Origin of the sequence: Salmonella sp. HY31, assembly GCF_042604575.1 — a bacterium.
In the GTDB taxonomy this organism is placed as follows: domain Bacteria; phylum Pseudomonadota; class Gammaproteobacteria; order Enterobacterales; family Enterobacteriaceae; genus Salmonella; species Salmonella diarizonae.
On record NZ_CP170479.1, the window covers coordinates 4151353 to 4175292 of the forward strand.

The 23940-nt window shown below is 48.9% G+C and carries 29 protein-coding genes; all 29 read right to left on the bottom strand.

Features of this window, described 5'->3' with window-relative positions; translation table 11 throughout:
• Window positions 1-4: 4 nt before the first annotated feature.
• Entirely contained in the window at window positions 5-781 is a 777-nt protein-coding gene (locus tag ACE15A_RS19790; RefSeq protein ID WP_053507731.1) for a YaiO family outer membrane beta-barrel protein, read from the bottom strand.
• A 1-nt stretch (window position 782) separates the two neighbouring features.
• Window positions 783-1955 (bottom strand): non-hydrolyzing UDP-N-acetylglucosamine 2-epimerase, encoded by a 1173-nt coding sequence (gene wecB / locus ACE15A_RS19795; protein ID WP_052414398.1) that lies wholly within the window; start codon window positions 1953-1955, stop codon window positions 783-785.
• Window positions 1952-2710 (bottom strand): hypothetical protein, encoded by a 759-nt coding sequence (locus tag ACE15A_RS19800; RefSeq protein WP_080170516.1) that lies wholly within the window; start codon window positions 2708-2710, stop codon window positions 1952-1954. The genes wecB and ACE15A_RS19800 overlap by 4 nt, the downstream gene beginning before the upstream one ends.
• A gap of 257 nt (window positions 2711-2967) precedes the next feature.
• On the bottom strand, window positions 2968-3696 hold the full coding sequence (locus tag ACE15A_RS19805) for a hypothetical protein (RefSeq protein WP_042094093.1): 729 nt from the start codon (window positions 3694-3696) through the stop codon (window positions 2968-2970).
• 174 nt (window positions 3697-3870) lie between these two features.
• Complete coding sequence (locus ACE15A_RS19810; protein WP_064055793.1) at window positions 3871-4509, bottom strand: ParB/RepB/Spo0J family partition protein; 639 nt, start codon at window positions 4507-4509, stop codon at window positions 3871-3873.
• A complete protein-coding gene (locus ACE15A_RS19815) occupies window positions 4494-5720 on the bottom strand; it encodes a phosphoadenosine phosphosulfate reductase (RefSeq protein ID WP_053507728.1) in 1227 nt (408 codons plus the stop codon). The genes ACE15A_RS19810 and ACE15A_RS19815 overlap by 16 nt, the downstream gene beginning before the upstream one ends.
• 393 nt (window positions 5721-6113) lie before the next feature.
• The gene (locus ACE15A_RS19820; RefSeq protein WP_226998545.1) at window positions 6114-6473 is read right to left on the bottom strand and encodes a hypothetical protein; all 360 of its coding nucleotides are present in this window, start codon (window positions 6471-6473) and stop codon (window positions 6114-6116) included.
• A 207-nt stretch (window positions 6474-6680) separates the two neighbouring features.
• Window positions 6681-7319, bottom strand: coding sequence for a DsbA family protein (locus tag ACE15A_RS19825; protein WP_042094146.1), 639 nt, complete (start codon window positions 7317-7319; stop codon window positions 6681-6683).
• Window positions 7320-7357: 38 nt separating this feature from the next.
• Entirely contained in the window at window positions 7358-7579 is a 222-nt protein-coding gene (locus tag ACE15A_RS19830) for a FaeA/PapI family transcriptional regulator (protein WP_226998533.1), read from the bottom strand.
• Between the two features lie 95 nt (window positions 7580-7674).
• Entirely contained in the window at window positions 7675-8691 is a 1017-nt protein-coding gene (locus tag ACE15A_RS19835) for a PixG protein (RefSeq protein WP_129382352.1), read from the bottom strand.
• A 24-nt stretch (window positions 8692-8715) separates the two neighbouring features.
• Window positions 8716-9096, bottom strand: coding sequence for a hypothetical protein (locus tag ACE15A_RS19840; RefSeq protein WP_042094145.1), 381 nt, complete (start codon window positions 9094-9096; stop codon window positions 8716-8718).
• On the bottom strand, window positions 9080-9394 hold the full coding sequence (locus tag ACE15A_RS19845) for a PapB/FocB family fimbrial expression transcriptional regulator (RefSeq protein ID WP_071997613.1): 315 nt from the start codon (window positions 9392-9394) through the stop codon (window positions 9080-9082). The genes ACE15A_RS19840 and ACE15A_RS19845 overlap by 17 nt, the downstream gene beginning before the upstream one ends.
• A 31-nt stretch (window positions 9395-9425) precedes the next feature.
• Window positions 9426-9986 carry a fimbrial protein gene (locus ACE15A_RS19850; protein WP_053507727.1) on the bottom strand — a complete coding sequence of 187 codons (561 nt, stop codon included), beginning with the start codon at window positions 9984-9986 and terminating at the stop codon, window positions 9426-9428.
• Complete coding sequence (locus ACE15A_RS19855) at window positions 9983-11323, bottom strand: FKBP-type peptidyl-prolyl cis-trans isomerase (protein ID WP_053507726.1); 1341 nt, start codon at window positions 11321-11323, stop codon at window positions 9983-9985. Before ACE15A_RS19855 ends, ACE15A_RS19850 begins: the two co-directional genes overlap by 4 nt.
• Window positions 11316-11882: a fimbrial protein gene (locus tag ACE15A_RS19860; protein ID WP_032214825.1), complete on the bottom strand. Its 567-nt coding sequence runs from the start codon at window positions 11880-11882 to the stop codon at window positions 11316-11318. The genes ACE15A_RS19855 and ACE15A_RS19860 overlap by 8 nt, the downstream gene beginning before the upstream one ends.
• Before the next feature lie 17 nt (window positions 11883-11899).
• Window positions 11900-12487, bottom strand: a complete 588-nt coding sequence (locus tag ACE15A_RS19865) for a pilus-assembly fibrillin subunit (RefSeq protein ID WP_032214826.1) — start codon at window positions 12485-12487, stop codon at window positions 11900-11902.
• 35 nt (window positions 12488-12522) lie between these two features.
• A complete protein-coding gene (locus tag ACE15A_RS19870; RefSeq protein WP_047613201.1) occupies window positions 12523-13254 on the bottom strand; it encodes a molecular chaperone in 732 nt (243 codons plus the stop codon).
• 128 nt (window positions 13255-13382) lie between these two features.
• Window positions 13383-15890, bottom strand: a complete 2508-nt coding sequence (locus ACE15A_RS19875) for a fimbria/pilus outer membrane usher protein (RefSeq protein WP_053507725.1) — start codon at window positions 15888-15890, stop codon at window positions 13383-13385.
• A 155-nt stretch (window positions 15891-16045) separates the two neighbouring features.
• Window positions 16046-16633, bottom strand: a complete 588-nt coding sequence (locus tag ACE15A_RS19880; RefSeq protein WP_053507724.1) for a fimbrial protein — start codon at window positions 16631-16633, stop codon at window positions 16046-16048.
• Window positions 16634-16714: 81 nt separating this feature from the next.
• The gene (locus ACE15A_RS19885) at window positions 16715-17242 is read right to left on the bottom strand and encodes a fimbrial protein (protein WP_129382523.1); all 528 of its coding nucleotides are present in this window, start codon (window positions 17240-17242) and stop codon (window positions 16715-16717) included.
• A 716-nt stretch (window positions 17243-17958) separates the two neighbouring features.
• The gene (locus ACE15A_RS19890; protein ID WP_053507722.1) at window positions 17959-18645 is read right to left on the bottom strand and encodes an N-6 DNA methylase; all 687 of its coding nucleotides are present in this window, start codon (window positions 18643-18645) and stop codon (window positions 17959-17961) included.
• A gap of 121 nt (window positions 18646-18766) precedes the next feature.
• The gene (locus ACE15A_RS19895; protein ID WP_053507721.1) at window positions 18767-19714 is read right to left on the bottom strand and encodes a DUF1281 domain-containing protein; all 948 of its coding nucleotides are present in this window, start codon (window positions 19712-19714) and stop codon (window positions 18767-18769) included.
• Between the two features lie 129 nt (window positions 19715-19843).
• Window positions 19844-20227: a hypothetical protein gene (locus ACE15A_RS19900; protein WP_053507720.1), complete on the bottom strand. Its 384-nt coding sequence runs from the start codon at window positions 20225-20227 to the stop codon at window positions 19844-19846.
• 122 nt (window positions 20228-20349) lie between these two features.
• Entirely contained in the window at window positions 20350-20979 is a 630-nt protein-coding gene (locus ACE15A_RS19905) for a hypothetical protein (protein WP_053507719.1), read from the bottom strand.
• An 87-nt stretch (window positions 20980-21066) separates the two neighbouring features.
• Entirely contained in the window at window positions 21067-21444 is a 378-nt protein-coding gene (locus tag ACE15A_RS19910) for a hypothetical protein (protein ID WP_053507718.1), read from the bottom strand.
• 105 nt (window positions 21445-21549) lie between these two features.
• The gene (locus tag ACE15A_RS19915) at window positions 21550-22029 is read right to left on the bottom strand and encodes a hypothetical protein (protein ID WP_021580285.1); all 480 of its coding nucleotides are present in this window, start codon (window positions 22027-22029) and stop codon (window positions 21550-21552) included.
• An 82-nt stretch (window positions 22030-22111) separates the two neighbouring features.
• On the bottom strand, window positions 22112-22504 hold the full coding sequence (locus ACE15A_RS19920; RefSeq protein ID WP_053507717.1) for a hypothetical protein: 393 nt from the start codon (window positions 22502-22504) through the stop codon (window positions 22112-22114).
• A 105-nt stretch (window positions 22505-22609) separates the two neighbouring features.
• On the bottom strand, window positions 22610-23047 hold the full coding sequence (locus ACE15A_RS19925) for a hypothetical protein (protein ID WP_053507716.1): 438 nt from the start codon (window positions 23045-23047) through the stop codon (window positions 22610-22612).
• Between the two features lie 438 nt (window positions 23048-23485).
• Window positions 23486-23935 carry a hypothetical protein gene (locus tag ACE15A_RS19930; protein ID WP_126722986.1) on the bottom strand — a complete coding sequence of 150 codons (450 nt, stop codon included), beginning with the start codon at window positions 23933-23935 and terminating at the stop codon, window positions 23486-23488.
• Between the last annotated feature and the right edge of the window lie 5 nt (window positions 23936-23940).

The following is a 23940-nucleotide window of genomic DNA, read 5'->3' on the forward strand; positions in this document are numbered from 1 at the left end:
AACGTTAAAAATCAACAAATATTCCGAGCTCTGCTTCATTACGTGTATAATGGCGATTCGAAACTCCAGAATAACGGGCACTTACCCCCCAGTCATTTCCAAGCCAGTAACGACCAGATGTAAAATATGATGTGCTCCGGTAATCAGCCACCGTTCCCGGTTGTTTCACTAACTCGTAATGAACTCTTCCGTAATTTCCTCCAGCAGCAACAGTCCAACGGCGTTCAAATCCATACTGAACACTGACACCGACATTTCCCCCTGTCCGGTTATTCATATCACTGCGCACAAATGATGTATTAAGTTGTAGTGCAACGGGATAATTCTTCAGATACTTTACAACCATGGAACGAACAGCACTGGCACCTCCTCCACTACGCATGGTATAGCGATCAAATCCGCCAGCAAGTATCAGTCCCTTATCCGGAAATCCCCTGTTTATCATGGCATTCCCACGGGCCTTTGCTGTAATGGAATTTTTATCTGACGCACTGAAGTTACTGTCAATCCAGATATCTGGTGTCAGATAAGACACATAGCGTACATTAAAATAATTGGTTGACTCTCCCCAGGCATCAAGAGCCAGATAGCTGAAACCAAGCTTATTTTTTCCCTCAAGATTAAGTAATAAAGATGATTTGAATGATTTACCACCTTCATATGGTCCTGTCACATGAGCACCGGCTATACTACTTTCGAAACGCCCTGACTCTGCAGCCTGAACCGACAGATTTACACCGACCAGTAATAATGTCAGCATGCTGAATTTATATTTATTCATTTTACCCTCTGCCACTCTGAATATTGTCATAAAATACCCCCGTCAGATGACTGACAATATTTTTTGCAGCCTCCCCGCTCCCAAATGGGTTTTTTATATTTTTCATTCCACGCCATATATCAGCATTTTTGTACAAATTACTCACCGTTTCATATATTACAGAAGTGTCCGTTCCAACCAGAACACCTCCCCCGGCGTTAACAAGTTCAGGCCGTTCCGTTGCATCCCGCAATATTAATACCGGAGTTCCCAGCGCAGCAGATTCCTCCTGAATGCCTCCGGAATCAGTCAGTACGACCCATGCATGATTCTGTAACCATATAAGAGAAGGGTAATCCAGAGGTGGGCACAAAATTAAAGAACTGTTATTTCCTGAATAGTGAGATAACGCTTCTTTAATGCAACAGGATACATCAGGATTTGCATGCAGGGGCCAGATAACAAAAACATCATCATACTGAGACAAGAGTTGATCAACCGCCTGTGCAATACGCTGCAATCCGCTCCCCCAGTTTTCTCTCCTGTGTGCAGTGACCAGTATCAGCCGTCGACCAACCAGACGTTTATCAAGACGATGTTGTCTCACAACCGAAGGTAAATTTTCTGATACCGTTATTAATTCCGCCGTCTGCAAGGCCGCATCCACCACTGTATTTCCCGTCACCACAATGCGGGAGCTATCAACACCTTCATTCAGCAAGGCCTTCCGGGCGCATGGTGTGGGTGCATAATGCCAGTCAGCCAGACGCCCGATAAGACTCCGGTTCATTTCCTCAGGAAAAGGAGAATATTTATTGTATGTCCTGAGTCCGGCCTCGACATGCCCGATCGGCACACGCGCATAATATGCGGCAAGTGCAGCGGTCATTGCGCTCGTCGTATCACCATGAACGAGCAATGCCGCAGGCTGCTCACAGGATAAAACCGGAGCAAGTTCCGCCAGCAATATTTCCGTTAAATGAGCAAGATCACCTGAACGTCTGTGTAAACTCAGTGAGTGCCTGGGCATCATCCGAAAAAACTGATATAGCGGTGATGCCATATCAGTATGCTGCCCCGTATGTATCACAACAGGTAAAAAATATTCACTGTTCTGTAATACCTGAAAAACCGGAGCCATCTTAATAATTTCTGGTCTGGTTCCACAAACCAGCAATATTTTATTTTTCCTCACAAAATATACTCCTCATCTGCGTCAGAAACTTTCACATGTTTATGTGCATTAATCCCGCCATATATCCGAACGCCTGGCAGCAATAACACTTCATTTGCCACCACGCTGACAGGTGACTCCTGGTCACCGGCCCATGACAGTTCCATCATATGAATACGCTGACTGGCAACAACACAACCGGATATTCCTGCTGCATAAAATAATCTGATATTATTTGCCGTACAGCACCCTTTCACTCTTGCCTGAGCACGTAATTCAATATCACACCCGGCTTTTACTGCTCCAGAAATAACGGACGATTCACCCAGTATAATATTTCCTTCAGAAACCATATCTCCGTCAACACATACCCCTGGAGGAATAATAATATCTTTTTTACTGTACCAGTAACGTTGTTCCGGATACCATTGAGCTTCTTCCGGAGCATACTGCTCCATAGAATACTTTTCTGAGAGCGAAGGATAACTACCACTATATCCTGCAATACGAATACATGAGGCGGTGAGATGTTTAAACAAAGCGCCAGGAAAAACAACGCATTCATCATCTGCCTGTAAAAACATCCCACTACCTTCGCCCTCATTTTTTTCTTCTTCGGATTCTGTATCAGGAGGAGACAACCGTTCATTTTCATCAAGACAAAGCGCCTCAGGATCCCGGGGAGAATATAATTCCAGCAATGCCGGAAGAAATGGAAGAAGCATAAAAGCAAAGATTAAAACGAGAGCTATCAACTCAGTCCATACTGAAAACATATCTCTTATCCATTATTTAACAACAAAAAACAGAGCTAAATTCATATGCCCACCATGAAAAACGATCTCTGCCCCACTTAATCATTAACTCTCTTTACCCAAATAGATTCTGATAAACCAGGATAATCACACAATGACAAAACTGCTATAAATAATATTCACAGGATTATTTCGCCAGAAACATCCAGTTATGGTCTGAGATTACCGGGATGAAGGAATGCTTATGATGCCATGCGATGTAAATTTCCAGTCATAAATCACCAAATGGAAGAAAAATCGACTCCGCTTATCAGAACAATAACAATTGCCATAACAATAATAATAACCCCTCCAAAACCAGCCAATTTCATTCTGAAACAGTTGGTCAATTTATATAAACCAAACCACAGTCCGGTTCGATATTCACTGGCCAGCACATACGCTAACTCTCTGAAACCAGACAAACACAAACCAATAACTAAAGCACAGATAAGCAAGCCAGAACCCACATAATTCATATAATTATCATAAGAGCCTCTGTGAACTGCCTTGAAGAACTCAATAAAAGAATCGCTCGCCTTTGAAATATTAATAATATCCTGAGGAATCTGGATACTCAGGTATGTATTCAGACCAAACACCCCAACACCTAAAAATATAATCCAGGCAACTCTTGAAAAATCCCCCATATCAATTTCATTTCTGACGAACAAGATACTTAAAGCAATAACAGACAAAACTGAACTGGTTATCACTCCAACACTTATCATAAGATAAATCTCATCATAATAACTAAAAAAAATCCACGCCAGTGCAGACAAAACGCCCCCAACCATCAATATATATACAACACCATCACTATTCTCACTGGCACCGGTGTAATTCTTATTGACTATATTATTATTTGAAATATGCGTATTCTGAATATTAACCCCACCACTATTACACTGACACACATCAGTATTAGTTGATTCTCTCTTATCATTAAAATCAATAAATTTTCTCATCTTTCACCTGTTAAATTAAGAACAATTATTACTCCCAGTCCCTTACTATCATGAGTATTAATTTCTTGTGAAATTTTTAATATATACTCGTCTGTTAACTCTATCGAGCACGGATATCACAACCCACATTCCCCGGACAGGACAACGAACATATTAGTACGGATATATTAACAATTAACTAACCGTCCATGCCGGACTGAAATCCTCTTCCAGAAACAGCTCCGTCAGCCCACTTATCTGTTTCAATCTCAGCACTTCATCCTGATCCATGCCCAACTCTGTGCCAATACGCTCATCTGTCCAGCCCAGACGCGAAAGATCCCTGACAATATCAGACATTGAGGTTATCTGATGTTTTCCTCTGGCCCGGTTATGTCGTATGGTCGCGGCAATGCGTTCAGCCTGTCCCTTTCTCTCAGGATTAATACAAGCCACCGGCAGCCAGCCCTTCAGGCGTTTACCTGTGCCTGCCTCCCTGCCCAGCACCTGGCGATGAAAACCATCCACCACCAGGTAATGGTTCTTTTCCTCAGACACCACCACCGGTTGTGTGAAACCATCTTTCTCCAGTGACTGCTTCAGCAGTTTCTTCTCACCCGGCGCCATGACATTGGGATTGTAATCGTTGGCCACCACTTTATCCGCTTTCACCCACAGCACACAGTCCACAGGCTCCTGCGCAAAAGGGCTGACCTCATGAAGCACCCTGCGCAGGTGATTCAGAGCCTGTATGGTCTCTTCTTCAGATTGCGTCTGGCTGAAGTACTGACGAATCATGTTGCCCAGCACGTCCGGTGTCACAGAATCCCCCATTCCTTCCTCCTTTCTTTCATACGCTGCAGATAACGTTCATAGTGCCGGGGTTTGTTCGGGCTGAAGGAGAGGGTCCGGCACCAGAAATCATTCTTTATGAGTGTCTTACAGATACGTCGCCAGGACGGAATATCCCGACACCCCAGGTCATTCTCCTGTTCATCAGGAATGTCATCCGGGAAGCCCCGTGTCTGATACCAGCGCAGATAGACAGCTATTTTGTTACGGTAATGTTCTGCCGTTCTTTCCGGCATCACATCCAGCAGGAACATCGCATAGCTGCGCCAGGTATGATGGGCTGGTTTTGAAATACGCTTACGCAGGGCAAAATAAGCACCACTTTCATTAGCATAAAGTGCCCCGCTGGCAGCCCCTGACACCCGTTCACACATCCTGGCCCAGGTTTCCGGCTCCAGAACATGGTAAAGCCACAGTCCCTTACGCTGTTCAGGACCAAAAGGTTCACAGACACGCATGTTGCGTAACGGCACGCCGGCACGGTACATCAGGTCATACAGAGGATTGTAGATGGCACAGGTTCTGGCGTTATATATCCAGATATCGCGGGCTTTCCAGTCATATAACGGATACATGGTGTAATAAAACCCTTCAGGCGACGCTGTGGTCCAGGGTTTATCATCTGCATATCTCAGTTTGCGCTGAGATACCAGTCCCATAAAGCGATTGAGCGATTCATCAGCACGGACACCAGTCAGTATTGCCACTCCACACCGGTTACCGGCAAACCAGGAAGAAAATGCCGGAACAAATTCTTCAAACGTCATGGCATACCGGTAAAAGGGAAAATACGTTATGTCTGTAATGGCCTCTTCCGGTGGCTGGCGAACCCAGGTCACACCAGACTCCCAGCATATCCACTCCGGCTGAAACTGCGAGACACCGTTAACCGTGGTCAGGGGAAGAGCCACCCAGTAAAAGGTATCCGTCACATCCCGGTACATTTCCCGTATTTTCTGAATATGTTCAATGGTGCACTGATACTGGGCTTCCCAGTCAATGAACAGTACAGAGAAACGACGTTTTTTCCTGCGTGCCACACCGGCCACAAGGTGAAAGAGTACAGTAGAATCCTTTCCTCCGGAAAAAGACAGGCAAACCGAAGAGAATGTATCAAACAGCCATTCAATGCGATGAATGGCTGCGGACAGAACATCTTCACCCGTTCTGATTTTTATTATGGTTCCAAGCATATACTCTGGCGTGAAATATTCAGTCTGCAATATGTTCAGTAATAATGATGCAACCAGTCAGTACCAAACCATACAATAAACCAGAGTCCTGTCATTACGACAAAATTTATAAATGACAGCATTACCGAAATACCAGACCTCATTCCTGCTTCTCTGAAGTAATACGCCCCGTATTTTACGGTGCACTTATATAGCTCAGCGCATAAATAACAACAGATACTCCGAAAATAAAACCAGCCAGAAACGCAAGTAACAGCCTTCCTCCGACAGGACGCTCACGGCAGTCATATATCCCAAACTGTCCTCTTCTGCACCGACAACACATAATCCCCCTCTCCATCCGGTCCTCCACGCCAGGAAACAATTCCTTCTTCAGGTATGAATGAGGGTCGGTTATCCGACAAAGCCGGCCATGAATACTTTCAGCTTCAGCAGTGAAATAAATCCCAGGCGCTGAACAATCCGATAACGCCGGTAGTATGCTCTTCGTGCGGCCGGGCAGTCAGACTCCCCGGCGGGATGAATCCGCAGGGTCTGAACAGCTCTTTCCAGAAAAAACAACCTGACACATTCCCGATAAGGAGCCAGTATCGCCTCCGGCAGACGACGCTGTACTGCCTGCTGTAATGACCGGGACAAATGAATACAACTGCGTTCTCCGTTCACTACCACGGTATTTCTGCCACATACAATACCAGCCCGGTGTACCTCATCAGGACACAGAACAATCAACTGGATATCATAACGATGCATCACCCATTGTGTTATCTTCAGATACCGCCACCACCCCAGAAAAGGTGCACTGCTGAAACAGAGTATCAGCGTGTCTCTGGTCCGGAGTTGCTCTCCCGGTCTGAAAAGCTCCGCACTGATACCACACCCACTTAACAGATGTATTACGCCGGTTGTTTCATAACTGCTGCATCCGGCAACCCATACGGCCTCCATGATTACAGCAACTTATTTATCTGTCCGGTCAGTCAGTGCGTTCACCGCAGCAACGTAGCTTTTACGGAAAGCCTCCACACTGTCTGCCTGAAATGCACTGTTCTCAATACGGTATCTGCCGTTGACATACACGGACGGGGTGCTGGTCACACCATACTCCCTGAACAGACGTTTCTGCTTCTCTGTCATCTCAGCCACTTCCTTACTGGCAAGCGCCTGCATATATTCTCCCGGATAAACACCCGCACGGATAAAAATCCCCGGAATATCCTCTGCTGATTTCAGTCTCCGCGTTTTCTGCACGGCATCAAATAACAGCGGCTCCACCTTATCTTCCACACCCAGCACCATTGCCACTGACCATGCCCGGGTCAGCTCCTCTCCCAGCTCTCCCAGAAAACCGGCATGATACTTGACCAGTTTTTTCCCCGGAGGAAGGCTTTCGCGGATGGCTTTATCAATGCCGTAATCCTGAGAAAAGGCATAACAGGGTGGGCAATAAAAAGAAAAAAACTCAACCACCGTTTCATTATCCTGAACAGCACTCGCCACCGGCTTATCCAGTACCGAATAGGTTGCGTTTTCCTCTGCATATACTGTGCCTGACAATACCAGACACAAAAAAAGAGATATCAGTCTGCTTTTACGCATTCTGCAGATTCCATAATTCAGTTATCAGATTCAGATAGTTAATTCACAAGATGCCAGTAGATGGTGCTTCCCTTACCACTGCGGTCAGGCTCCACTATATGCTGTCGGTGCAGTTCCCGGAGATAATAAAGCGCAAGGTAAACAGACATTTCGCAACCATCCGCAATTTCACGTGTTTTCAGCGGTGATACGGATGCATTTCGCCCTTCCATAAAACGGATGATTTTTTCATAACAGTCAGGTTGTGAACGCATATTCATGCCTACTCCGGAAGCCCAGTGTATATACTCACTCCGCCCCCATTAACTCAGATCCGATGCGGTGTAAAAATAAAAACAATACGGACAATAACGTTTTAATTTACCAGCACCTGCAACACACCACTTCCTTCAAAAGATTCTGCCACCGGTTTAGTAATATCATTCAGGCGATAAGTGGATTTAATGGATAGCGTCTTGCTGTTATAGATTGTCATGGTTTCATTATATTTACCATTATCAAATGTCAGCTCACACATTCCACCGCTTCCGCACAGTGTATAGTTATCTGTTTTACCTGATACTTTTTGCGAACCAATAAGTTTCACCGACAATGAAGTTCCTGACGCACAGGTAACATTGAGATTGTAAGGTGTTGTCTGATTGCCATCAGCAGCTCGCCCAGACAATGAACCATGAGATAAATTTATTGGCGATGTATTGAAATTACATTTTGACGTAACAACAACAGGGATATCAATGTAAGATGGTGCTTCATTCTGCATAATTATACCAAACCTACGCCATGCTATAGCCTCATCGTATCCAGATGCTTTATTTTCCTCATACCCCCACCAATATGGTACACGAACAGTATATTTACCAGGAAAAGCAGAACTCCTTTGAAGTTCGATATTCACTCGAAATACCGGAATAGTTAGTGATGGAGTAAAGCCCACAATCTTTCCTAACTGCCAACAACCAGACATTCCTTGCTCATCGTAATGGTTTGTACTCACCATAGTATTAACACCTGGCACTGGTGTTGAGAGAGCCATATCCCAGTTGCTGATATCACTAAATCTATATACTAAACCTCCAGAGGCCTTCTGCCACCCAGTCTTATATTGCAGCCAATATCTATAGTTTCCTCTTTGCAATCCATCCCAATGTCCGCTACAGGATGTGGCTAACACTTTCCAGGAGTTTATCTGTGGAAATGTGATTAATGCTTGTGATACAGCACTATCATCCATAGTTACTGCGATTGCATTAGATACAGAAGATGGAGAGGCTGGAGCCCATAAAAAGTTCTGGTAATTACTTACTGCAGAAAGCACCTCGTTGGAAATGAAAAAATAAAAATAAAAACACTTTATTTTAAAGCAACTCATAGAACACTCCACGGCATAATGTTTTTATTTAGCCAGTCCCTTTAACACATCACTGGCTATATCGGCACACAGTTTATCTGACCTGAACCGGTACAATGCATCAACTGCACTCTGAGTATAATTTCCGACATCACTTCTTACTCCGTTATAAAGCGATGCGCCTGAGACCAGTCTGTCAAATTCCGCTTTACGTTTGTTATATACCGCCGAATCTATTTTCTTCAGCGCCTCCAGTTCCCGCCGACAGCGCTCCATTTTTTCAACATCATCCAGACGATCTCCTGAACTACTCACTGGTTTTATTCCTGTCGTCTGCAGTAAAGGTTTGTCTGGTCTGCTTTCGCATCCACCAAGCAATATACCAGTAAGCAGAACCAGGAACACTGGTTTAATGTATTCTTTCATTTTGAATATTATCCGCATCGTCACACACGTAGAAAGGGAGTAAATCCATAATCATTCGACTACAATGCCTTAACTGATTAAGTTTATGAGAAAAATACCCTGGACTGATACCATAGATACAGAATATCTCTTTCCGGGTTTTTCCGTTAACAAGAAAATCCTTCAGTGCAGCATTAATTTTTCTCCCTCTTATTTTAGACAGCAGCATCAACTGTTCAAAATGTTCCGGCATAACCTTTCCGGGACATAAATATTTCGCAGCATGGACTGAGTCAGGGTTTAGCGCGCTGTGCCGCATATATTTCTCCACCTTATTACAGAATTTTCTGTTACAGGTAACTGATACTCATTGTGACCGAAGCACTGAAGGTTCCGGCATTCAAATCTGTATTGCCATGTTTATAAGGCACTGCCGTGAACGTAAACTGACTGTTCTGAACATTAACGGCTGAAAGGCCTTTTGTGATTTCATATCCAAATTGTCCCTGTGCTCCGGCACCCAGCCTGAGCGGATTCTGAGGATCCACAGAACCACCCTGATATAATGCAATACCCAGTGCCGAAGAATTAGCACCCGTGGTTTTCAGCACATTATCGGGTGCACCGGAAAGCTGACCTGTTCCCCCGGACAGACGGATATATGGTTTTCCCTGGAAATACTCACAACTGACTTCCACGGTTGTGGGTTGTGCATAATTCCGTCCATCCACTTTCTGAAGCGCAATCTTTCCGAAAGAGACTTTAAAGTCAGTATCATTTTTTATTTTACAGGGTGGGATATAAACGGTTCCGGTTATTTTTATGGGGACATCCACTGCCATGGCTGGTGCCGATAACAACATAACTCCGCCCGTCAGTGCTGATAATATCAGCTTCATTCTGTTTTTCATTTTTTCACTCCTTCTGTCCGGCCTGCTTTGTCATTCCTTCCGGCCAGAGATAACGCTTTTTTCCCGGCGCTTTCACCGGACGCGGGTTCTGTAACAGGCTTCACTTCTTCAACCCTGAGCGTGTAAACCATGGTTGCTCCAGGAGGAACTTTTGGTGGATATCCCTCATCACCGTAAGCCAGTTCCGGAGGGACAACAAGCTCCATTGTTCCGTGATTCTTCATCAACATCAGTGCTTCGCGGAACACCGGCGGATATTCACCCAGGACCTGAGATATCACCCGACCTCTTGCATCCATATCTTCAACAACCGTGCCATCCGTCAGTTTTTCTGTCACCACAACATCCACCAAGGTGTCATCACCACGGATAAACTCACCATCGCCGGCATACTCACTCCTGTACCAGAATCCCCCTTCCGCCTGTTTCACGCCTTTCTGTTTTCTGAACTTCTCAAGCCAGGCTGCTCCCGCCTTCTTCTGTTCGCGAATCACAGCCAGACGGGCTTTCTGTGCCAGCTCTTCCGCCCGCTGCAGAGCGACATCCAGAACAGATTCATTCAGCAGAACTTTCCTGTTCAGCGCATCGCGTATTCCTGCCATCAGAATTCGGTTATCTGTTTTCAGACCAAGTTGTTGTTGTGCAGCCTGAAGATTCAGCATATCGCGTCCCAGCATCACACCGGCGGCATAAGTCTGCTGCATATCGTCAGGTTTCAGCATTTCCGCTGTCACTACCGGCATATCCGCCATTTCAGCTTTCAGGGTATTCAGCGTGGCCTGCAGCTCAGTCTTTTCTTTTCCGGCCTGTTCAGCAGCAGTCTTACTTTCCGTTTCCATACGGGACAGTTGCTGTTTCAGCTCAATAACCTGCGCATTCAGCGTTTCCTGAGCCTGCTCTCCCTTTCTGGTGATGGTCTCAAGCTGTTTCCTGCTTTCATCAAGTTCCGCTTTCAGGGAAGCCACCACCTTGTCTTTTTCTGCATTATCCTGTGCAGTGTCAGGCAGCACTTTCAGTCGTTCACGCAGTCCCCGGTTTTCCTTTTTAAGCTGTCGAACCTCCTGTTCCCTCAGCGTCAGCCGGCGTCGCAGTTCGGTAGTGCTGCCCGCCCCTGCTTCACCTTTTCCGACAGACCTGGCGACACTGTCCGTTTTTCCACCTGAACCTCCCTCTTTTATGGCAGAGGCTTCCTGCTGCTGATACTGCTGTGCAAACTTCAGTATGCCCGGAACACCTCCTGAATTGTCTCCGGCTCCGGCACAGCCACCCCACAATAACAGTGCAACACCTCCCGTCGTTTGCAGTATCCGGCGGCATATTTTCAGTCCGTCATTCATAGAACAACTCAAAATTCGCTACTGACTCATACTCTCCAGGCTGTACGCTTTTCTGTGCAATGGCATCAGGTGTTGCCTGCACAAAAGCCTTAAAATTCAGCGTTACCGTATTGCCCTCAATCTGCGTTCCCTGTCTGTTATTGTGCGCGTCCCCCAGTTTCAGCGGTGTGACACCATCCGTATCCAGCAGACCAACAGCAAGTTTTCCCTGGTTCTCTCCGGAAACACGTAAAAACCAGTCCGACTTTTCCTTCATTCCTGGCTCAGGATTACCGCTGAATTTCAGCTTCACTGTTTTCCAGATGGAGGATGTGTCACAGTCAACCAGACGAATACTGAATTTTTCAGCCGGCCCCTTACCCGGTGACACCTGAAAATCCTTTACAGGTCGTTCCAGAAACTGGACTGTCTGATTCAGACTGGCAGAGTCAATCTGGCAGGGGCGGTCAAGTAACTCCCCATCAAAAGTGACATTCACCGCACCTGCAGACAGCGTCAGCAACAGAGGCAGACAGCCCGCCAGTCGGGCTATACCCGTTCCGGAAATAATGCCTTTCATTCTGCTCTCCTCCGTTCTTATTCATAATCCAGCCGCAGACGCAACAGAGCCGAGTTGTCCCGCGGATTCATATACGGTTTCCCCTGCGCACGGTCTGTCGCCTGCTGACCCGCCAGTGCCTGCTGCTGTGCCTCACTCAGCCAGTAGGTGAACTGATTTGCACCACCGTACACAACAGCACGCCCCGTGCTGACCATCCGCTGTTCCGGCTGCAGCACGCCGTCCTCCACTCCCGTCAGCAGGGCACTCTGCATCACCATCATGCTGTCACGCCCCGCCACTGAAGTGGCAGAGGTCACCGCACCACCGTCACCACATCCCAGCAGATTCAGCTTCAGCACATAACGCGTCATGATGCCTTCCGTGCTTTTTTGTAATGGCAGATCCACCTCATTCGTCTCCAGCGTGCACGGGGATGACAGCAGCGCACCACTGACTGTCAGCATCCCGGTACGGCCATTGTGCTCATTCACCCACTGGTGACGGGTCTCATCTGCGACAAAGAAGTTATCCCGCATGACCAGCTCGTCTGCCCGCAGCACACTGTTCATGCTGCAGCTCACCAGCAGCGCAGCCAGACAGAGCCCTGTTGTTGTCCTGTTCATCTCCGGCACCTCCGGTTAATCCTGTCACTGCGCGTTTATTTCTTCACTGCCGTACAACGGTCTCCGCTGCAGCTGAACTGCAGAACCGGACGTCCGCCGTAGTCGTTGATGTAGCTCAGGTACGGCGTGCTGTATGTTCCGGATTTCACCGTCTGCGTGGACTTCGGTGCCAGCATCACGGCCTCAAACTCGCCTTCCTTCGCCTGTTTTTCACTGCCGCCAAGGCCTATCACCGTCACGTAATACGGCGTCGGGTTTTCAATCCGGTAGCCTCCGCTGGTTTTGTTCAGCACCAGCTGGTCCTGCCAGACTGCATTGGGTTTCGCCTCAATGGCTTTCGGGCGGTAAAACAGCTTGATTTTGGTCTGCAGGGCTATCTGCAGCACATTCGCCTTATCACTCTTCGGAGGAATTTCACGAAGGTTGAAGTAGAACAGGGATTCCCGGTCCTGTGGCAGTTTGCTGATATCCGGGGTGCTGGCCAGACGGACCATACTTTTCGCCCCCGGCTCAAGACGCTGCACCGGCGGCGTGACCACAATCGGTCCGGTGGTGATTTTTTCCTGCTTCTCATTCTCTATCCAGGCCTGCGCCAGGTAGGGGAGCTGTTTGTTATCATTGGCGATATTCAGTGTCATCGATTTCTCACCACCGTTAAAAATCGCACGCGTACGGTCCAGGGAGATGGCAGCCTGGGCTGCCGGTACTGCGCTCAGGCACGCTACCGCCATCAGCGTTTTTTTCAGCGCCGGTTTCATTTTCAGCATCTTTTCTTCTCTCAGTTCTGGTTCCGGTGTCGCCTGTGGTGCAACACCGTCCGCTTATCGATTCATGCCTGTACGGGGTTACTGACTGCCGGCCAGTGAAGATGACCGGCAGTCAGCCCCTCGTTCCGTCAGTTCGCCTTACGGCAGGGCAGCAGCAGTTGCTGTGCCGGGTCCAGTTTTGCCGGGATATCCACCACACACTGTGTCCGGCCGTCCCAGCCGACATTCAGGGTTTCACCCGGATTCACCCCGCTCAGCCAGGCCAGACCACTGTCTGCCACCATCCCCAGCTCACGGCCTTTTGCGTTTGTCACGCTGGCACCAAACGGCGGATGGCTGTTGTCTGCCAGACGCAGCACGGCAAACAGACGACTTCCTTTCAGGACTTCAAACTCCCTGTAACCAATGGCCCCTTCCGTCAGGACCGACTCCACCACCGAGCGGGTGGCTTCCATGTCTTCCGGCAGCTTGTTCAGGTCCACTGAGGTGGTGTTGCGGTAATAGCTGCTCACATCCGTCACCACACCAATGCCCCACCGGTTGGTGGAGACCCGGCCGCCGTCGACAGGCACGCCTCCGACACCATCGGTGTCCACCAACAGCCGGGTTCCTCCGTTCATGCCCCCTGCATGCAGGGCCGCGCCTTTCGCGGTTATCGTTGCACCACCGGATGCGCTCATACCGAATGACGTGTAACCGTTCTCCACGGCAGAGAAGTTCGCTGACAGGTTGGCCAGCGGACTGCTGTGGTTGTAGTACGCGCTCATCTGACTCTGCGATGGCTGACCACCGCCACTGCTCACACCGGCGTTCAGGCTGTAACTGCTCAACCCTTTGTTCAGCGTGTCGCTGTACCCCACGGTGTTGGTGTAACGGTCATTGCTCATGCTGCCGCTGTAGCTGGCCGTACCGGTTCCCCACGGCACGGACAAACGTACAAATGCCGAATCGTTATCCCGGTTCTGGTATTTCGAACGGGATGCGGACAGCCCCAGGGAAATGTTCTTAAACCCGAAGGCATCGAAGTAACGGTTCACCGACAGCGTGTAATAGTCAGATGTCCGGCGGTCCCAGTAGGTCTGATGGCTGTACTGCAGGTTGACCGAGGTCTTCCAGTCCTCGAAGTTCTTGTTGAGCGTGACGGTGTACAGTTCCTTCTCACGTCCCGTGAAGTCATTCCGGTAACGGGCATTGAGGTACTGGTCCATCGTCATGTAATTGCGTTCAGAGAAGCGGTAACCCGCAAAGGTGATATCCGCATTCACGTCATCAAAACGTTTGGAGTAGCTCAGACGCCAGGATTTACCCTGCTTTGTATCTTCTCCCGGAATGCGGGCCACGGACTGAGTCACGTCAGCAGATACCGTACCGAACTCATTCAGGTCACGGCCCAGACCCACTGCCAGGGCGTTGTAATCCCCGGCAACGATACCGCCACCGTAAAGTGACCACTTGTTACTGATACCCCAGGACGCCTCACCGGCAGCAAAGACCGGACCTTCCGTGGTGTGCTCATAATTACGCGAACGACCGGAAATCAGCTTGTAACGAATCTGGCCCGGACGGGTCAGATACGGCACATATGCTGTGTCCACCTGGAACGTTTTTTTCCGCCCGTCCTGCTCGATAACCTCAACATCCAGACGACCACGCACGGAGCTGTCCAGGTCCTGAATGGTGAACGGACCTGCCGGCACGGTGGAGTCATAGAGGATGCGTCCCTGCTGCGAAATCACGACGCGCGCATTCGTATCCGCAATCCCTGAGACCTGCGGTGCATAACCGCGCAGTTTTGGCGGCAGCATGCGGTCATCACTTTCCAGGCTGGCACCGGTATAGCGCCAGGAGCTGAAAATCTCAGAATTGATGTAGTTCTCACCCAGAGTGAGGTTGGCGCGCCAGCGCGGGATGGCGCGGTACATGTAGAAACGGCTCCAGGTGAACTGACTGTCCGTCCCCTGCCCGCTGCCGGTGGTATGATTCAGGTTGCCCTGATAGTCCGCACGCAGACGCCAGGCACCAAAGTTGGCACCTGCGGTCCCGTTATAGCTCAGTGACTGTGACTGTTTTCCCTTGTGCGGCTTGTTCACCGTCCCGTTGATGTTGTAGTCAAACAACAGTCCCGGAATACCATTATCCCAGCGTGACGGCGGCAGCCAGGAGGCGTCGGAATATTCCAGCCAGGCCTGCGGCATATTGATGTACAGCATCCCTTCTGCCGGATTCGGGCGTATCTCCACCCCCGGCAACTGGCTGAGATCCGCACACTGCCCGTTATTCCAGTATGTGACCTTCTCCTGAGAAGCCGCCGTCAGCCCCATCCGGCTGACCATCTCCGGCGTCAGACAGGCCTGCGGTAACGGCTTCTTTCCGTCCTGACCGGAAACCGGCGGCTCCAGAAACGTCACCGGAAATGCCGACGGTGAAATCCCCTGGTCATTCACCATTATTTCCATCTGGTACTGACCCGGAAGAATATACCCGGCCTGAGAGAAACGGGAAAAGTCTATATTCTGTCTGTCTGCTGCATCCAGAACATCTGTATTAAAGTCGACGGCATAAGCCGGTGCGCCTGCAAGGGAAAGCATCAGCGCATATGTAATGCTGTTAACAGCAAAAGAGATATTATTTTTCATTATCAGCCATCACCTTTAATACAGACTGCTCCCGGAAATAGAGACAAAACATCCCCTCCTGCATGCAGGATTTAATTTCAGTTCCTCTGTCGGAATAGTTAATTAAATACCGGGAAGCTTCCGTCTGTTACCAGTTGTTATTTCTGTTCACCCTGTTATTCGTAATCCACCTTAAAACGCAATGCGGCATAATAATTCCCTGCCTTTAACGGCTGACCATTACGGACAACACGTAGGGTATAATCCAGCCCCTCTTCATTTCCGTTCAGCAATAACGGCGGCATCACTTTACCGACACGGGCCGGATAGCCCTGGTTATCCAGTATCTGCAGATTGATACCTTCTGCCTGACCGGTCAGCGAGAATTTGTCAGGCGTTTCGCCCTGCAGACCATCAAAGGTCACCCGGACACGGCTCGCCGTATAAACCCGTTTACCTGTTCCCGCCAGCTCACAGTTACGCAACCGCAGACGGAATTTCTTTTCAGGACCGGCGAAACTGTCCTGTAAATCACGAACCGGGGTCTCCCCCATATCAATCGCCTGCCAGGTATCTTCCATGGCCAGCGTGCAGGCCGGAGCAATCACCTGCCCCTTAAAACTCGCCCGACCATGCCACCAGACATGCTCCTCTCCCCAGTACTCCGGCAGGGTCATCCCCGGCGGCGGAAAAGAGGGCGATGGCGCAGCCTGAACCGCTGCACTCAAGAAAAATGTTACCGAAAGGATCATACGCCAGAACATGCAGTATTCCTTATTCTTTACCGGTAATCGCAGGGGCTGGCGCCCCTGCTTATCTGACAGTTAAAAACCGGAGAGGAGTGATTACTCGTAAGTCAGATTGAAATTAGCAACGGCAGTGAAGTCACCTTCTTTCAGAGCACCGCCGGTGGCTTTTTTAACCCAAGTGCTGTAACGCAAAGTATTGTCACCAGCCTGCAGCTTGGTTGCAGCGCCAGCAGTACCATCAAAGGAAACCAGATTGCCACCAGCTTCAGAAACAACAACAGCAGTACCGGTATCGCCAGCAGTGCCCAGTTCTTTTACCTGGCCATTAACGGAGGTGCCAGTAAATGATACTTTTACACTACCAGTAGTAGCCAGTTCAGTGGCATCACAGTTAACCAACTTAATATCCAAATTTTTCTTTACAGAAATACCATCAGCATTCAGATGCGCTTTTGAGATCTGACCAAAATCAATGGACTGATCTGCAGATTCCGGTGCAATACCGCACGGTGCACTGATTACAGAACCTTTAAAGTTAACAACGCCCTGTCCCTGATTTGCAGCATTAGCACCAAAAGAAACCAGAGCCATTGCAACTGCGCCAGCCATAACAGTTTTAATCATTTTCATTAAAAAATTCCTTTGTTTTATAAAAGACGATAAAAACATTATCCAGTACATAGCGACTGGTACAGTCATACTAAGAAAACAAAATATGACCGTAGCAATCGCCATTATTGGCAATATATATATAATCCATAAGAGTTTTATTTCTTTCTTTTAGCAAAAGAACGCATCAAACCAATATTAAAGGCCCCTCAAAAGAAATTCTCGAAAACAATATTAACCGATATTTAAAACCACAAAAAGACAAAAATTTGATCTTTTATGCTACAACACACAAAAAGACCAATGCAATCAACCAACAAAAAATAAAAATAAAGGCAAAGACACCAAAAAACACAACATAAACAGCAAAAAAGATCGAATTATAAACAATTCACAGGAAAGATATCTTTTTTTATTTTTGTGGCAGAAATAGAAACAACATAAATTTAATTACTCTAAAACAAAAAACAAACACAACATGGAATATAGTAACTGAGAAAACCATTCACAGAAACAGAGTAAAATGAAAGAAGATATCGAAACAAAAATAAAACAGAACAAACAAAACATTAACAAAAAAAATACAATATATAACTCACATTAGTTTTGTTTTCTTTCGCGTGCAATTAATACTCTTCTATAATTATCCAAAACAACACTTCTCCTGCTGCCATACGTATGTCGAAAAAATGCCAGCCCGAAGGCCGGCACAGGCAGAAAAGTGTTCAGTATCAGGCGACAATCTGCTCCTGAGAATGACGCAGACGATATGACCAGTTTCCGAGGTAATGCCCGGGCGTCAGCAGCACCCGGCGTCGCTCATTACACAGCGCGTTACCAATCACCACTTCTCCGGCCACACCACACAGCGACAGTTGTATATACGCCATGCCGGCTGCCAGCGGGTCAATGTCCGTTGCCGACACCCACATCCTGCGGTATGCCGGATACCCCGAACGGTTCAGGGTGTCAGCCACAGCCAGAACCATACTGCCGGCACCACAGGCAGGTTCACTGAGCGTGATAAAGGGTTTGTTCTCAAACAACACCTTCACATTCCCCAGTTGCATCTGTGCCATCATGCTGGCCACACTCCAGGGCGTGAAAAACTGGCCCCGGTATGTGTCCCCCAGCTCCAGTTGCATGAACACGCTGCCCAGAAAGTCACAGAATCCCTGCTCCAGTCCCTCAATGACATGGGCAAGCAAATGCGCCATGTTGATAACATCCTGCTTTTCATAACCACTGACGATTCGCAGGTACTTCTGCTCCCGTGCCTCACTGAACTGAAGCCGGTTCTCCAGGGCAATCACACTGCAGCTGACAAAGTCTTCAAACACCTTATGGCGTTTGTGATAACGGGCGGTCTGATTAAACAGCGAAATGAAGGCTTTCTGATGGTCGATAAAGGTGGCCATGTGAATCTCCGTAAAAAACAGGGAACACATGGCCCCGGGGAGGAACAGGTGTTCCCCTTCGGGCTGAAATGAAAGATGACAGGAAAAAACGGGTGCCACGAATGTGGCACCCTGAGGTTAATTACTGGCCTGAAGCCAGCGGAACCGGTAAAGGCGCGGCTTCTGTCTGTTCTTCAGCGCGCTCCTCCACCAGATACAGCCGGGGCTGAGGAAGTGTTTCCCTGCCTGGCCATTCGGCCTGCGGGTCACTGTCCGTATGTTCACCACCGTCATAACAGTTGTAACCCTGTATGCCCCGGACTGGTTCGCTGTACCAGTGCCGTATCTCACAGTCGAACACCTTCGAGATTTCACCAACCAGCTCACCTGAAGGCGGATACCAGGGTGTGTCAGTCAGCAGCACCAGACTGCTCATCTCATCACGCACCCAGCGAACATTGTGACCTGATGGCCACTCCACACCGTATATCCGGCTGTAAAGGCTGGTCGTGGTGGAAATGCCCTGCAGCAGTCCACCTGAACCGTTCAGCTCTGTGGCCAGACGGGAGGGTATGACCATCAGCATGTCACAGGGCTGCGCCTGCTCCGGGTAATCCGACAGCCGGCTCCAGCAGGCCTCGGCATCAATGTGTTCACTCAGTCCGACCAGGCCAAACCAGTCAGAATACTGGCAGTGCATTAACGCGGTGATTATCTCCCGGGCATTATCCGGCAGGTTCCCCCAGCGGACAGCGCCAATACATGACTGGTGATAAAGGCGGTCAATGGTCTTTATCGTCTCTTCATCCAGTACGGCATCTTTTACCAGCAGCCCCAGCCACTGTTCAAATGCCTGGTTAGCCGGAGATGACAACCCTGTACCGTGACGAACCAGCGCCGGATATGGCGGATACTGCGTCGTCCGGGTGGGCTTCACCAGCCCTGCACAACCGGCCAGAAACAGCTGTATACTCTGCTGTATGGCATGGCGGTAACGCGGTGTCTCACATCCTTCAATCCACTGCGTCAGCACATCCAGACAGACTGACTTACCGGTAATTTCAAAACGATTCTGGCACCATTCAGACATGGTTTACGCTCCTCTTTTTGTATCAGATGTAAAAAGAGGGCACTGTCCCGTGAGGAACAATGCCCTCACGGGATGAATGGCGGTCAGGTTACCCCCTCCGCCAGCGGTTCAGATTATGCGGTCTCAGACTTACCACAACGCCAACATCACCAGTGAACGACGCTCAAAATCAAACGTCTTCAGCGTATCGCTGACCCACGCTTTTACGTCATCCACGTCATACCAGTAGTCATCAGCATAGTCTTCCCCCCGTAAACGCGAGTTTCTGACATAAGGAAACAGGCTGTGGCAGTTTCCCGGCGTCAGCATACTGAGGTCACGCAATAATACAGTCAGTGACCGGCGTGTTACCGGGAAAGTATGCTGCTCATCTGAAGCATCAGTATGGTTACGGAACCATGTCAGAAGCGGCATCACCTTACGGAAGGTCCCCACTTCCTGATGTTCCTGTGTTTCCACAACGGCACCATTCTGATGGTTATCACGAGCCATAAAGTAAATATCAAGTCCCATAACAATTCTCCTGAATAACGCAGGGACTCTCCCCACAGGGATATGTCCCTGCCGGGTTATATGAATGACGGAATACGCGATGGCGTTATTCCGGGTAAATGAAAAGAAACAACGGTGTTCTGTCAGTGTCCACCGGCAAGTGCACGCAGCCAGTAAAGCTGATGTTCAGCCTCTTCCAGTGCTGACCAGTCATCCGGGGATAACTGTCGCCCCTGACCGGACAGAAACTGCAGCAGTAAACGGTCAAACGCATCTCCCCTTACCGGGGTGGTTAATACAGACTCCGGAGCAGAAAAATTCTCATGCCCCAGGTACCGTTTTATCCATTTCAGCGGCAGTGACCAGCTGGCCCCACCGGCAGTGGAATGAATGCGGAAACAATCCGGACACAGATTGTGCAGCAGCACAAACACCGCACGGGCAAAGAAATCCCCCGGCTGGCGCCCGAAATTCAGCTCCTTAAGCACCAGGATGTTCTGACGATGTTCCCGTTCAATGGTGACATTCACCGACCACAGCCCGTCTGCAGACCGGCTGTAAAACGCCAGTGTGTCCGTTACCGGAAACAACTCAGATGCCCGGGTCAGGGAGCCGAAATACGCATTCTGCGGCCGTAACGCCTCCGGCAACTGCCAGAAGGTTTCTGTTACGGCCAGAACAAAAGCATGCCACTGTTTTTCCGGTATTGTGGCAACCTGCTCAAGGGTATATACCACCGGCTCACGGGCCGGACGTGAAGATAATTCAGACATGGAACATTCCTCATGGTCAGATTAAAAATAAACTACGGGGAATGCCTTCCTGACGGAGAGCACGCCCCGTCAGGGTCAGGTCATGAACTACATCATGTCGTGCCGGGCAAAACAGGCATCCGCCCCGGCCGTCAGCTTTCCGGTACTGATACTGTCAGTCCAGATTTCATGATTAATTTCACGCCCCAGCGCCATCAGACTGTCAAGTGCCTGACGGGCCTGAACTCCCGGAGCAGGAATGTTCTCCTGCTCCAGGTCATACAGCAGCCAGCCCAGCGCCTCACCGGTATCCCACAGTTGCACGTATACCAGTGAAGGCTCCGTCTCATCATCCGGCTCCGGGGTAATCCCCAGCCGTTGCCAGGCGCGTAACCGCATCAGCTCACCTTCCAGCTGGCTGATATGCGCCAGCAGAGCAGACTGCGTCTGCTCTGCTGAATAATGAACAAGTAAGGGTGAGTACATAATGACCTCCGTCTGTTCAGGAAGTCCTGCCCCTGACGGAACAAAACTCCCGTCAGGGAAAACACCGGCGCAGACACACGGTGCAGTAAGTAAAAGAAAAACCCTTCAGTCTGCGTCGGAAAAGTCAACACAGGCCTGCTTCAGGATGCCGGCTACACGTTGATTCAGACATTCAGTCCAGCCATCGTTCCATCCACGCTCCCATGGATTGTAGATATCCTCCCATGGATTGCAGACATCGTTACAGCCGTTCTTCCATGTCTTCCATACCTCCATCTCCATGACAGCCCCCAGCCTGTGGCCTTTCGCACGTATATGCCACAGAAACGGCCGGAAAAGTCCTGATTTCAGTTGGTCACCACCGCTTTCGTAGCCCAGATGACGTGCAATACCTTTAAGATATTCAAATGCTTCATTCTGCATTCCAGCCGCCTTTGCCAGCGAGCTGTACGCATCACGAAGTATCGTCATACCTTCCAGTTGATACTCACACCACGCACGGACAGTCGACACTGGTGTGATTACCCGAAGAATGGTGCAGACACGCCATACAACAACGTAAAGGAGTATTAACAGACTATTCATGTGTTCACCTCAGAGACAAAAAATCACGGGAACACATCTCCCCTGCGGGAAGCGTGTTCCCGACAGGGTAATAAATGATAAATCAGCAGGGCTGTACGACGCTTTCACCAGCCTGCAGACCAAAGCGGTAACGCAGGGTGGTCAGCTGTTCCGCCATACGACAGGCGGCATGCCAGGTCCTGCGACGGGATATCCGCCCGGTAAACCGGTTCAGATAAATGACCTCACGCGGTAACGGCTGATACCAGCCTGTGTACGCGTTGCGGTGCATTCCCTGCCGGTAGTACAGACAGGGTGTCCAGACACCGCCACGACGGAACATACAGACCCGCACACTCAGATTGCCGGCCGGATTGGTGTACCAGCGACTGTAATATGACAGGTTGTTACGGGAAAAAAACACCCGCAACTGGGCCGTCATTCGCCGGAAAAAAGAAGAGATGCCCTGTTCAGGGCACAAAATAAACGTTGACATAAAGACTCCTGTAAAAAGAAACGGGAGTCTTCGCCCCGACGGACAAAAACACCCGTCAGGGGACAGAAACATCAATACGGGATTAATGCTTCAGCTCAGTAGAACTCATTCGAAATCGCATTCGAAATATTCATTTCTGTCAATATAGACACACTGAATCCAGCCATCGCGCCAGCCGTACTCCCATGGATTGTACTTGCACACACGTGCCTCCATCTCTATAAGAGCACCCAGCGCATGGCCTTTCGCACATATATGCCACAGAAACAGCCGGAGAAATCCTGATTCCAGCTTTTCATCGCCGCTTCTGTACCCCAGATAATGTGCGAGGCCTTCGAGATAGCTGAACAGCCGATAAAGAGGTTCTTTTCCTTCACGCATTTCTGCCGCCTTTGCCAGTGAGCGGTACGTATAACGAAGGATCGACATACCTTCCAGATGATACTCACACCACGCACGGGCCACCGACTCTGGTGCAACCCTCCCAAGAATGGTGCAGACAAGCCATACGACAGAATAAAGAAGTGTTAACAGAATGTTCATGTGTTCTCCTCTGATACAAAACATCACGGGAACACATCTGCCCTGCGGGAAGCATGTTCCCGACAGGGTAATAAACGACAAAACAGCAGGGCTGCACTATGCTTTTATCGCCAGCACAGTCGAAGATAAAATGCCATGCGCCACTGCCATCAGACAGGGTGCATAACTGCCATGCGGAACACCCCCGCACAGATTAAGTATAAAAAGCCCTCATCGTCGCGTCATAATGCGCTTTTTGTGACGACATTCTGCTCTCAAGAGCGCGCAGATTTGCCCCATTCACGTGGAATGCACCGTCCTTTCAGGCTCAGGAGGTGTTGAATGCAGCCACCCGAAAGCGTTCCTCACAGACTGCCGGAACATTGGTGGTCACCCAAAGGTGACAGAATTAGCATGCTCATTTTCCGTTGCTCTGTTTATCCTGTCAAGATTACGTTATCAGCAATTCTGTTTATGTATGATCAGATCTCCATTATCATCAAACAGATCACCAAACCATGTATTTACAGATGATGTAATATCAGATGAGTCTGGATCATATGTCCCATTTTGCAGGGCATAAACAATTTCCGGAATCACCGGAATAATAACCGTATTATCCACTTTCAGCGAAAGGCTCCGGTGATCCGGTTTACATCTGAGAACACCACCCATTTCCGACCACAATTCAACCGCCGTTGTTTTTGGAATAAAATAATCACCGCCAGCTTCATCATCAAAATATACTGACTCAAAATAGCGGCAAATCATGGCACATGTATCAGATTCACTCAGTGGCGTTTTACAACGGTAATGCACCATAATATCTGTATAATCGTTCTCACTATCCAGTACGATATCCCTGATATAACGAACCGCTTTTATTTCCATCAATATATGATACATCACACATC

Coding starts and splice junctions, on each gene's coding strand:
- ACE15A_RS19815 (WP_053507728.1), bottom strand. CDS start 5,720: ATGCTTGGAACCATAATAAAAATCAGAACGGGTGAAGATGTTCTGTCC.
- ACE15A_RS19800 (WP_080170516.1), bottom strand. CDS start 2,710: ATGTTTTCAGTATGGACTGAGTTGATAGCTCTCGTTTTAATCTTTGCT.
- ACE15A_RS19915 (WP_021580285.1), bottom strand. CDS start 22,029: ATGAATAGTCTGTTAATACTCCTTTACGTTGTTGTATGGCGTGTCTGC.
- ACE15A_RS19790 (WP_053507731.1), bottom strand. CDS start 781: ATGAATAAATATAAATTCAGCATGCTGACATTATTACTGGTCGGTGTA.
- ACE15A_RS19845 (WP_071997613.1), bottom strand. CDS start 9,394: ATGCGGCACAGCGCGCTAAACCCTGACTCAGTCCATGCTGCGAAATAT.
- ACE15A_RS19825 (WP_042094146.1), bottom strand. CDS start 7,319: ATGCGTAAAAGCAGACTGATATCTCTTTTTTTGTGTCTGGTATTGTCA.
- ACE15A_RS19810 (WP_064055793.1), bottom strand. CDS start 4,509: ATGGGGGATTCTGTGACACCGGACGTGCTGGGCAACATGATTCGTCAG.
- ACE15A_RS19835 (WP_129382352.1), bottom strand. CDS start 8,691: ATGAGTTGCTTTAAAATAAAGTGTTTTTATTTTTATTTTTTCATTTCC.
- ACE15A_RS19860 (WP_032214825.1), bottom strand. CDS start 11,882: ATGAAAGGCATTATTTCCGGAACGGGTATAGCCCGACTGGCGGGCTGT.
- ACE15A_RS19870 (WP_047613201.1), bottom strand. CDS start 13,254: ATGCTGAAAATGAAACCGGCGCTGAAAAAAACGCTGATGGCGGTAGCG.
- ACE15A_RS19920 (WP_053507717.1), bottom strand. CDS start 22,504: ATGTCAACGTTTATTTTGTGCCCTGAACAGGGCATCTCTTCTTTTTTC.
- ACE15A_RS19875 (WP_053507725.1), bottom strand. CDS start 15,890: ATGAAAAATAATATCTCTTTTGCTGTTAACAGCATTACATATGCGCTG.
- ACE15A_RS19905 (WP_053507719.1), bottom strand. CDS start 20,979: ATGTCTGAATTATCTTCACGTCCGGCCCGTGAGCCGGTGGTATATACC.
- ACE15A_RS19805 (WP_042094093.1), bottom strand. CDS start 3,696: ATGAGAAAATTTATTGATTTTAATGATAAGAGAGAATCAACTAATACT.
- ACE15A_RS19885 (WP_129382523.1), bottom strand. CDS start 17,242: ATGATTAAAACTGTTATGGCTGGCGCAGTTGCAATGGCTCTGGTTTCT.
- ACE15A_RS19840 (WP_042094145.1), bottom strand. CDS start 9,096: ATGAAAGAATACATTAAACCAGTGTTCCTGGTTCTGCTTACTGGTATA.
- ACE15A_RS19830 (WP_226998533.1), bottom strand. CDS start 7,579: ATGAATATGCGTTCACAACCTGACTGTTATGAAAAAATCATCCGTTTT.
- ACE15A_RS19855 (WP_053507726.1), bottom strand. CDS start 11,323: ATGAATGACGGACTGAAAATATGCCGCCGGATACTGCAAACGACGGGA.
- ACE15A_RS19850 (WP_053507727.1), bottom strand. CDS start 9,986: ATGAAAAACAGAATGAAGCTGATATTATCAGCACTGACGGGCGGAGTT.
- ACE15A_RS19820 (WP_226998545.1), bottom strand. CDS start 6,473: ATGCATCGTTATGATATCCAGTTGATTGTTCTGTGTCCTGATGAGGTA.
- ACE15A_RS19910 (WP_053507718.1), bottom strand. CDS start 21,444: ATGTACTCACCCTTACTTGTTCATTATTCAGCAGAGCAGACGCAGTCT.
- ACE15A_RS19865 (WP_032214826.1), bottom strand. CDS start 12,487: ATGAACAGGACAACAACAGGGCTCTGTCTGGCTGCGCTGCTGGTGAGC.
- ACE15A_RS19890 (WP_053507722.1), bottom strand. CDS start 18,645: ATGGCCACCTTTATCGACCATCAGAAAGCCTTCATTTCGCTGTTTAAT.
- ACE15A_RS19895 (WP_053507721.1), bottom strand. CDS start 19,714: ATGTCTGAATGGTGCCAGAATCGTTTTGAAATTACCGGTAAGTCAGTC.
- ACE15A_RS19900 (WP_053507720.1), bottom strand. CDS start 20,227: ATGGGACTTGATATTTACTTTATGGCTCGTGATAACCATCAGAATGGT.
- ACE15A_RS19880 (WP_053507724.1), bottom strand. CDS start 16,633: ATGTTCTGGCGTATGATCCTTTCGGTAACATTTTTCTTGAGTGCAGCG.
- ACE15A_RS19925 (WP_053507716.1), bottom strand. CDS start 23,047: ATGAACATTCTGTTAACACTTCTTTATTCTGTCGTATGGCTTGTCTGC.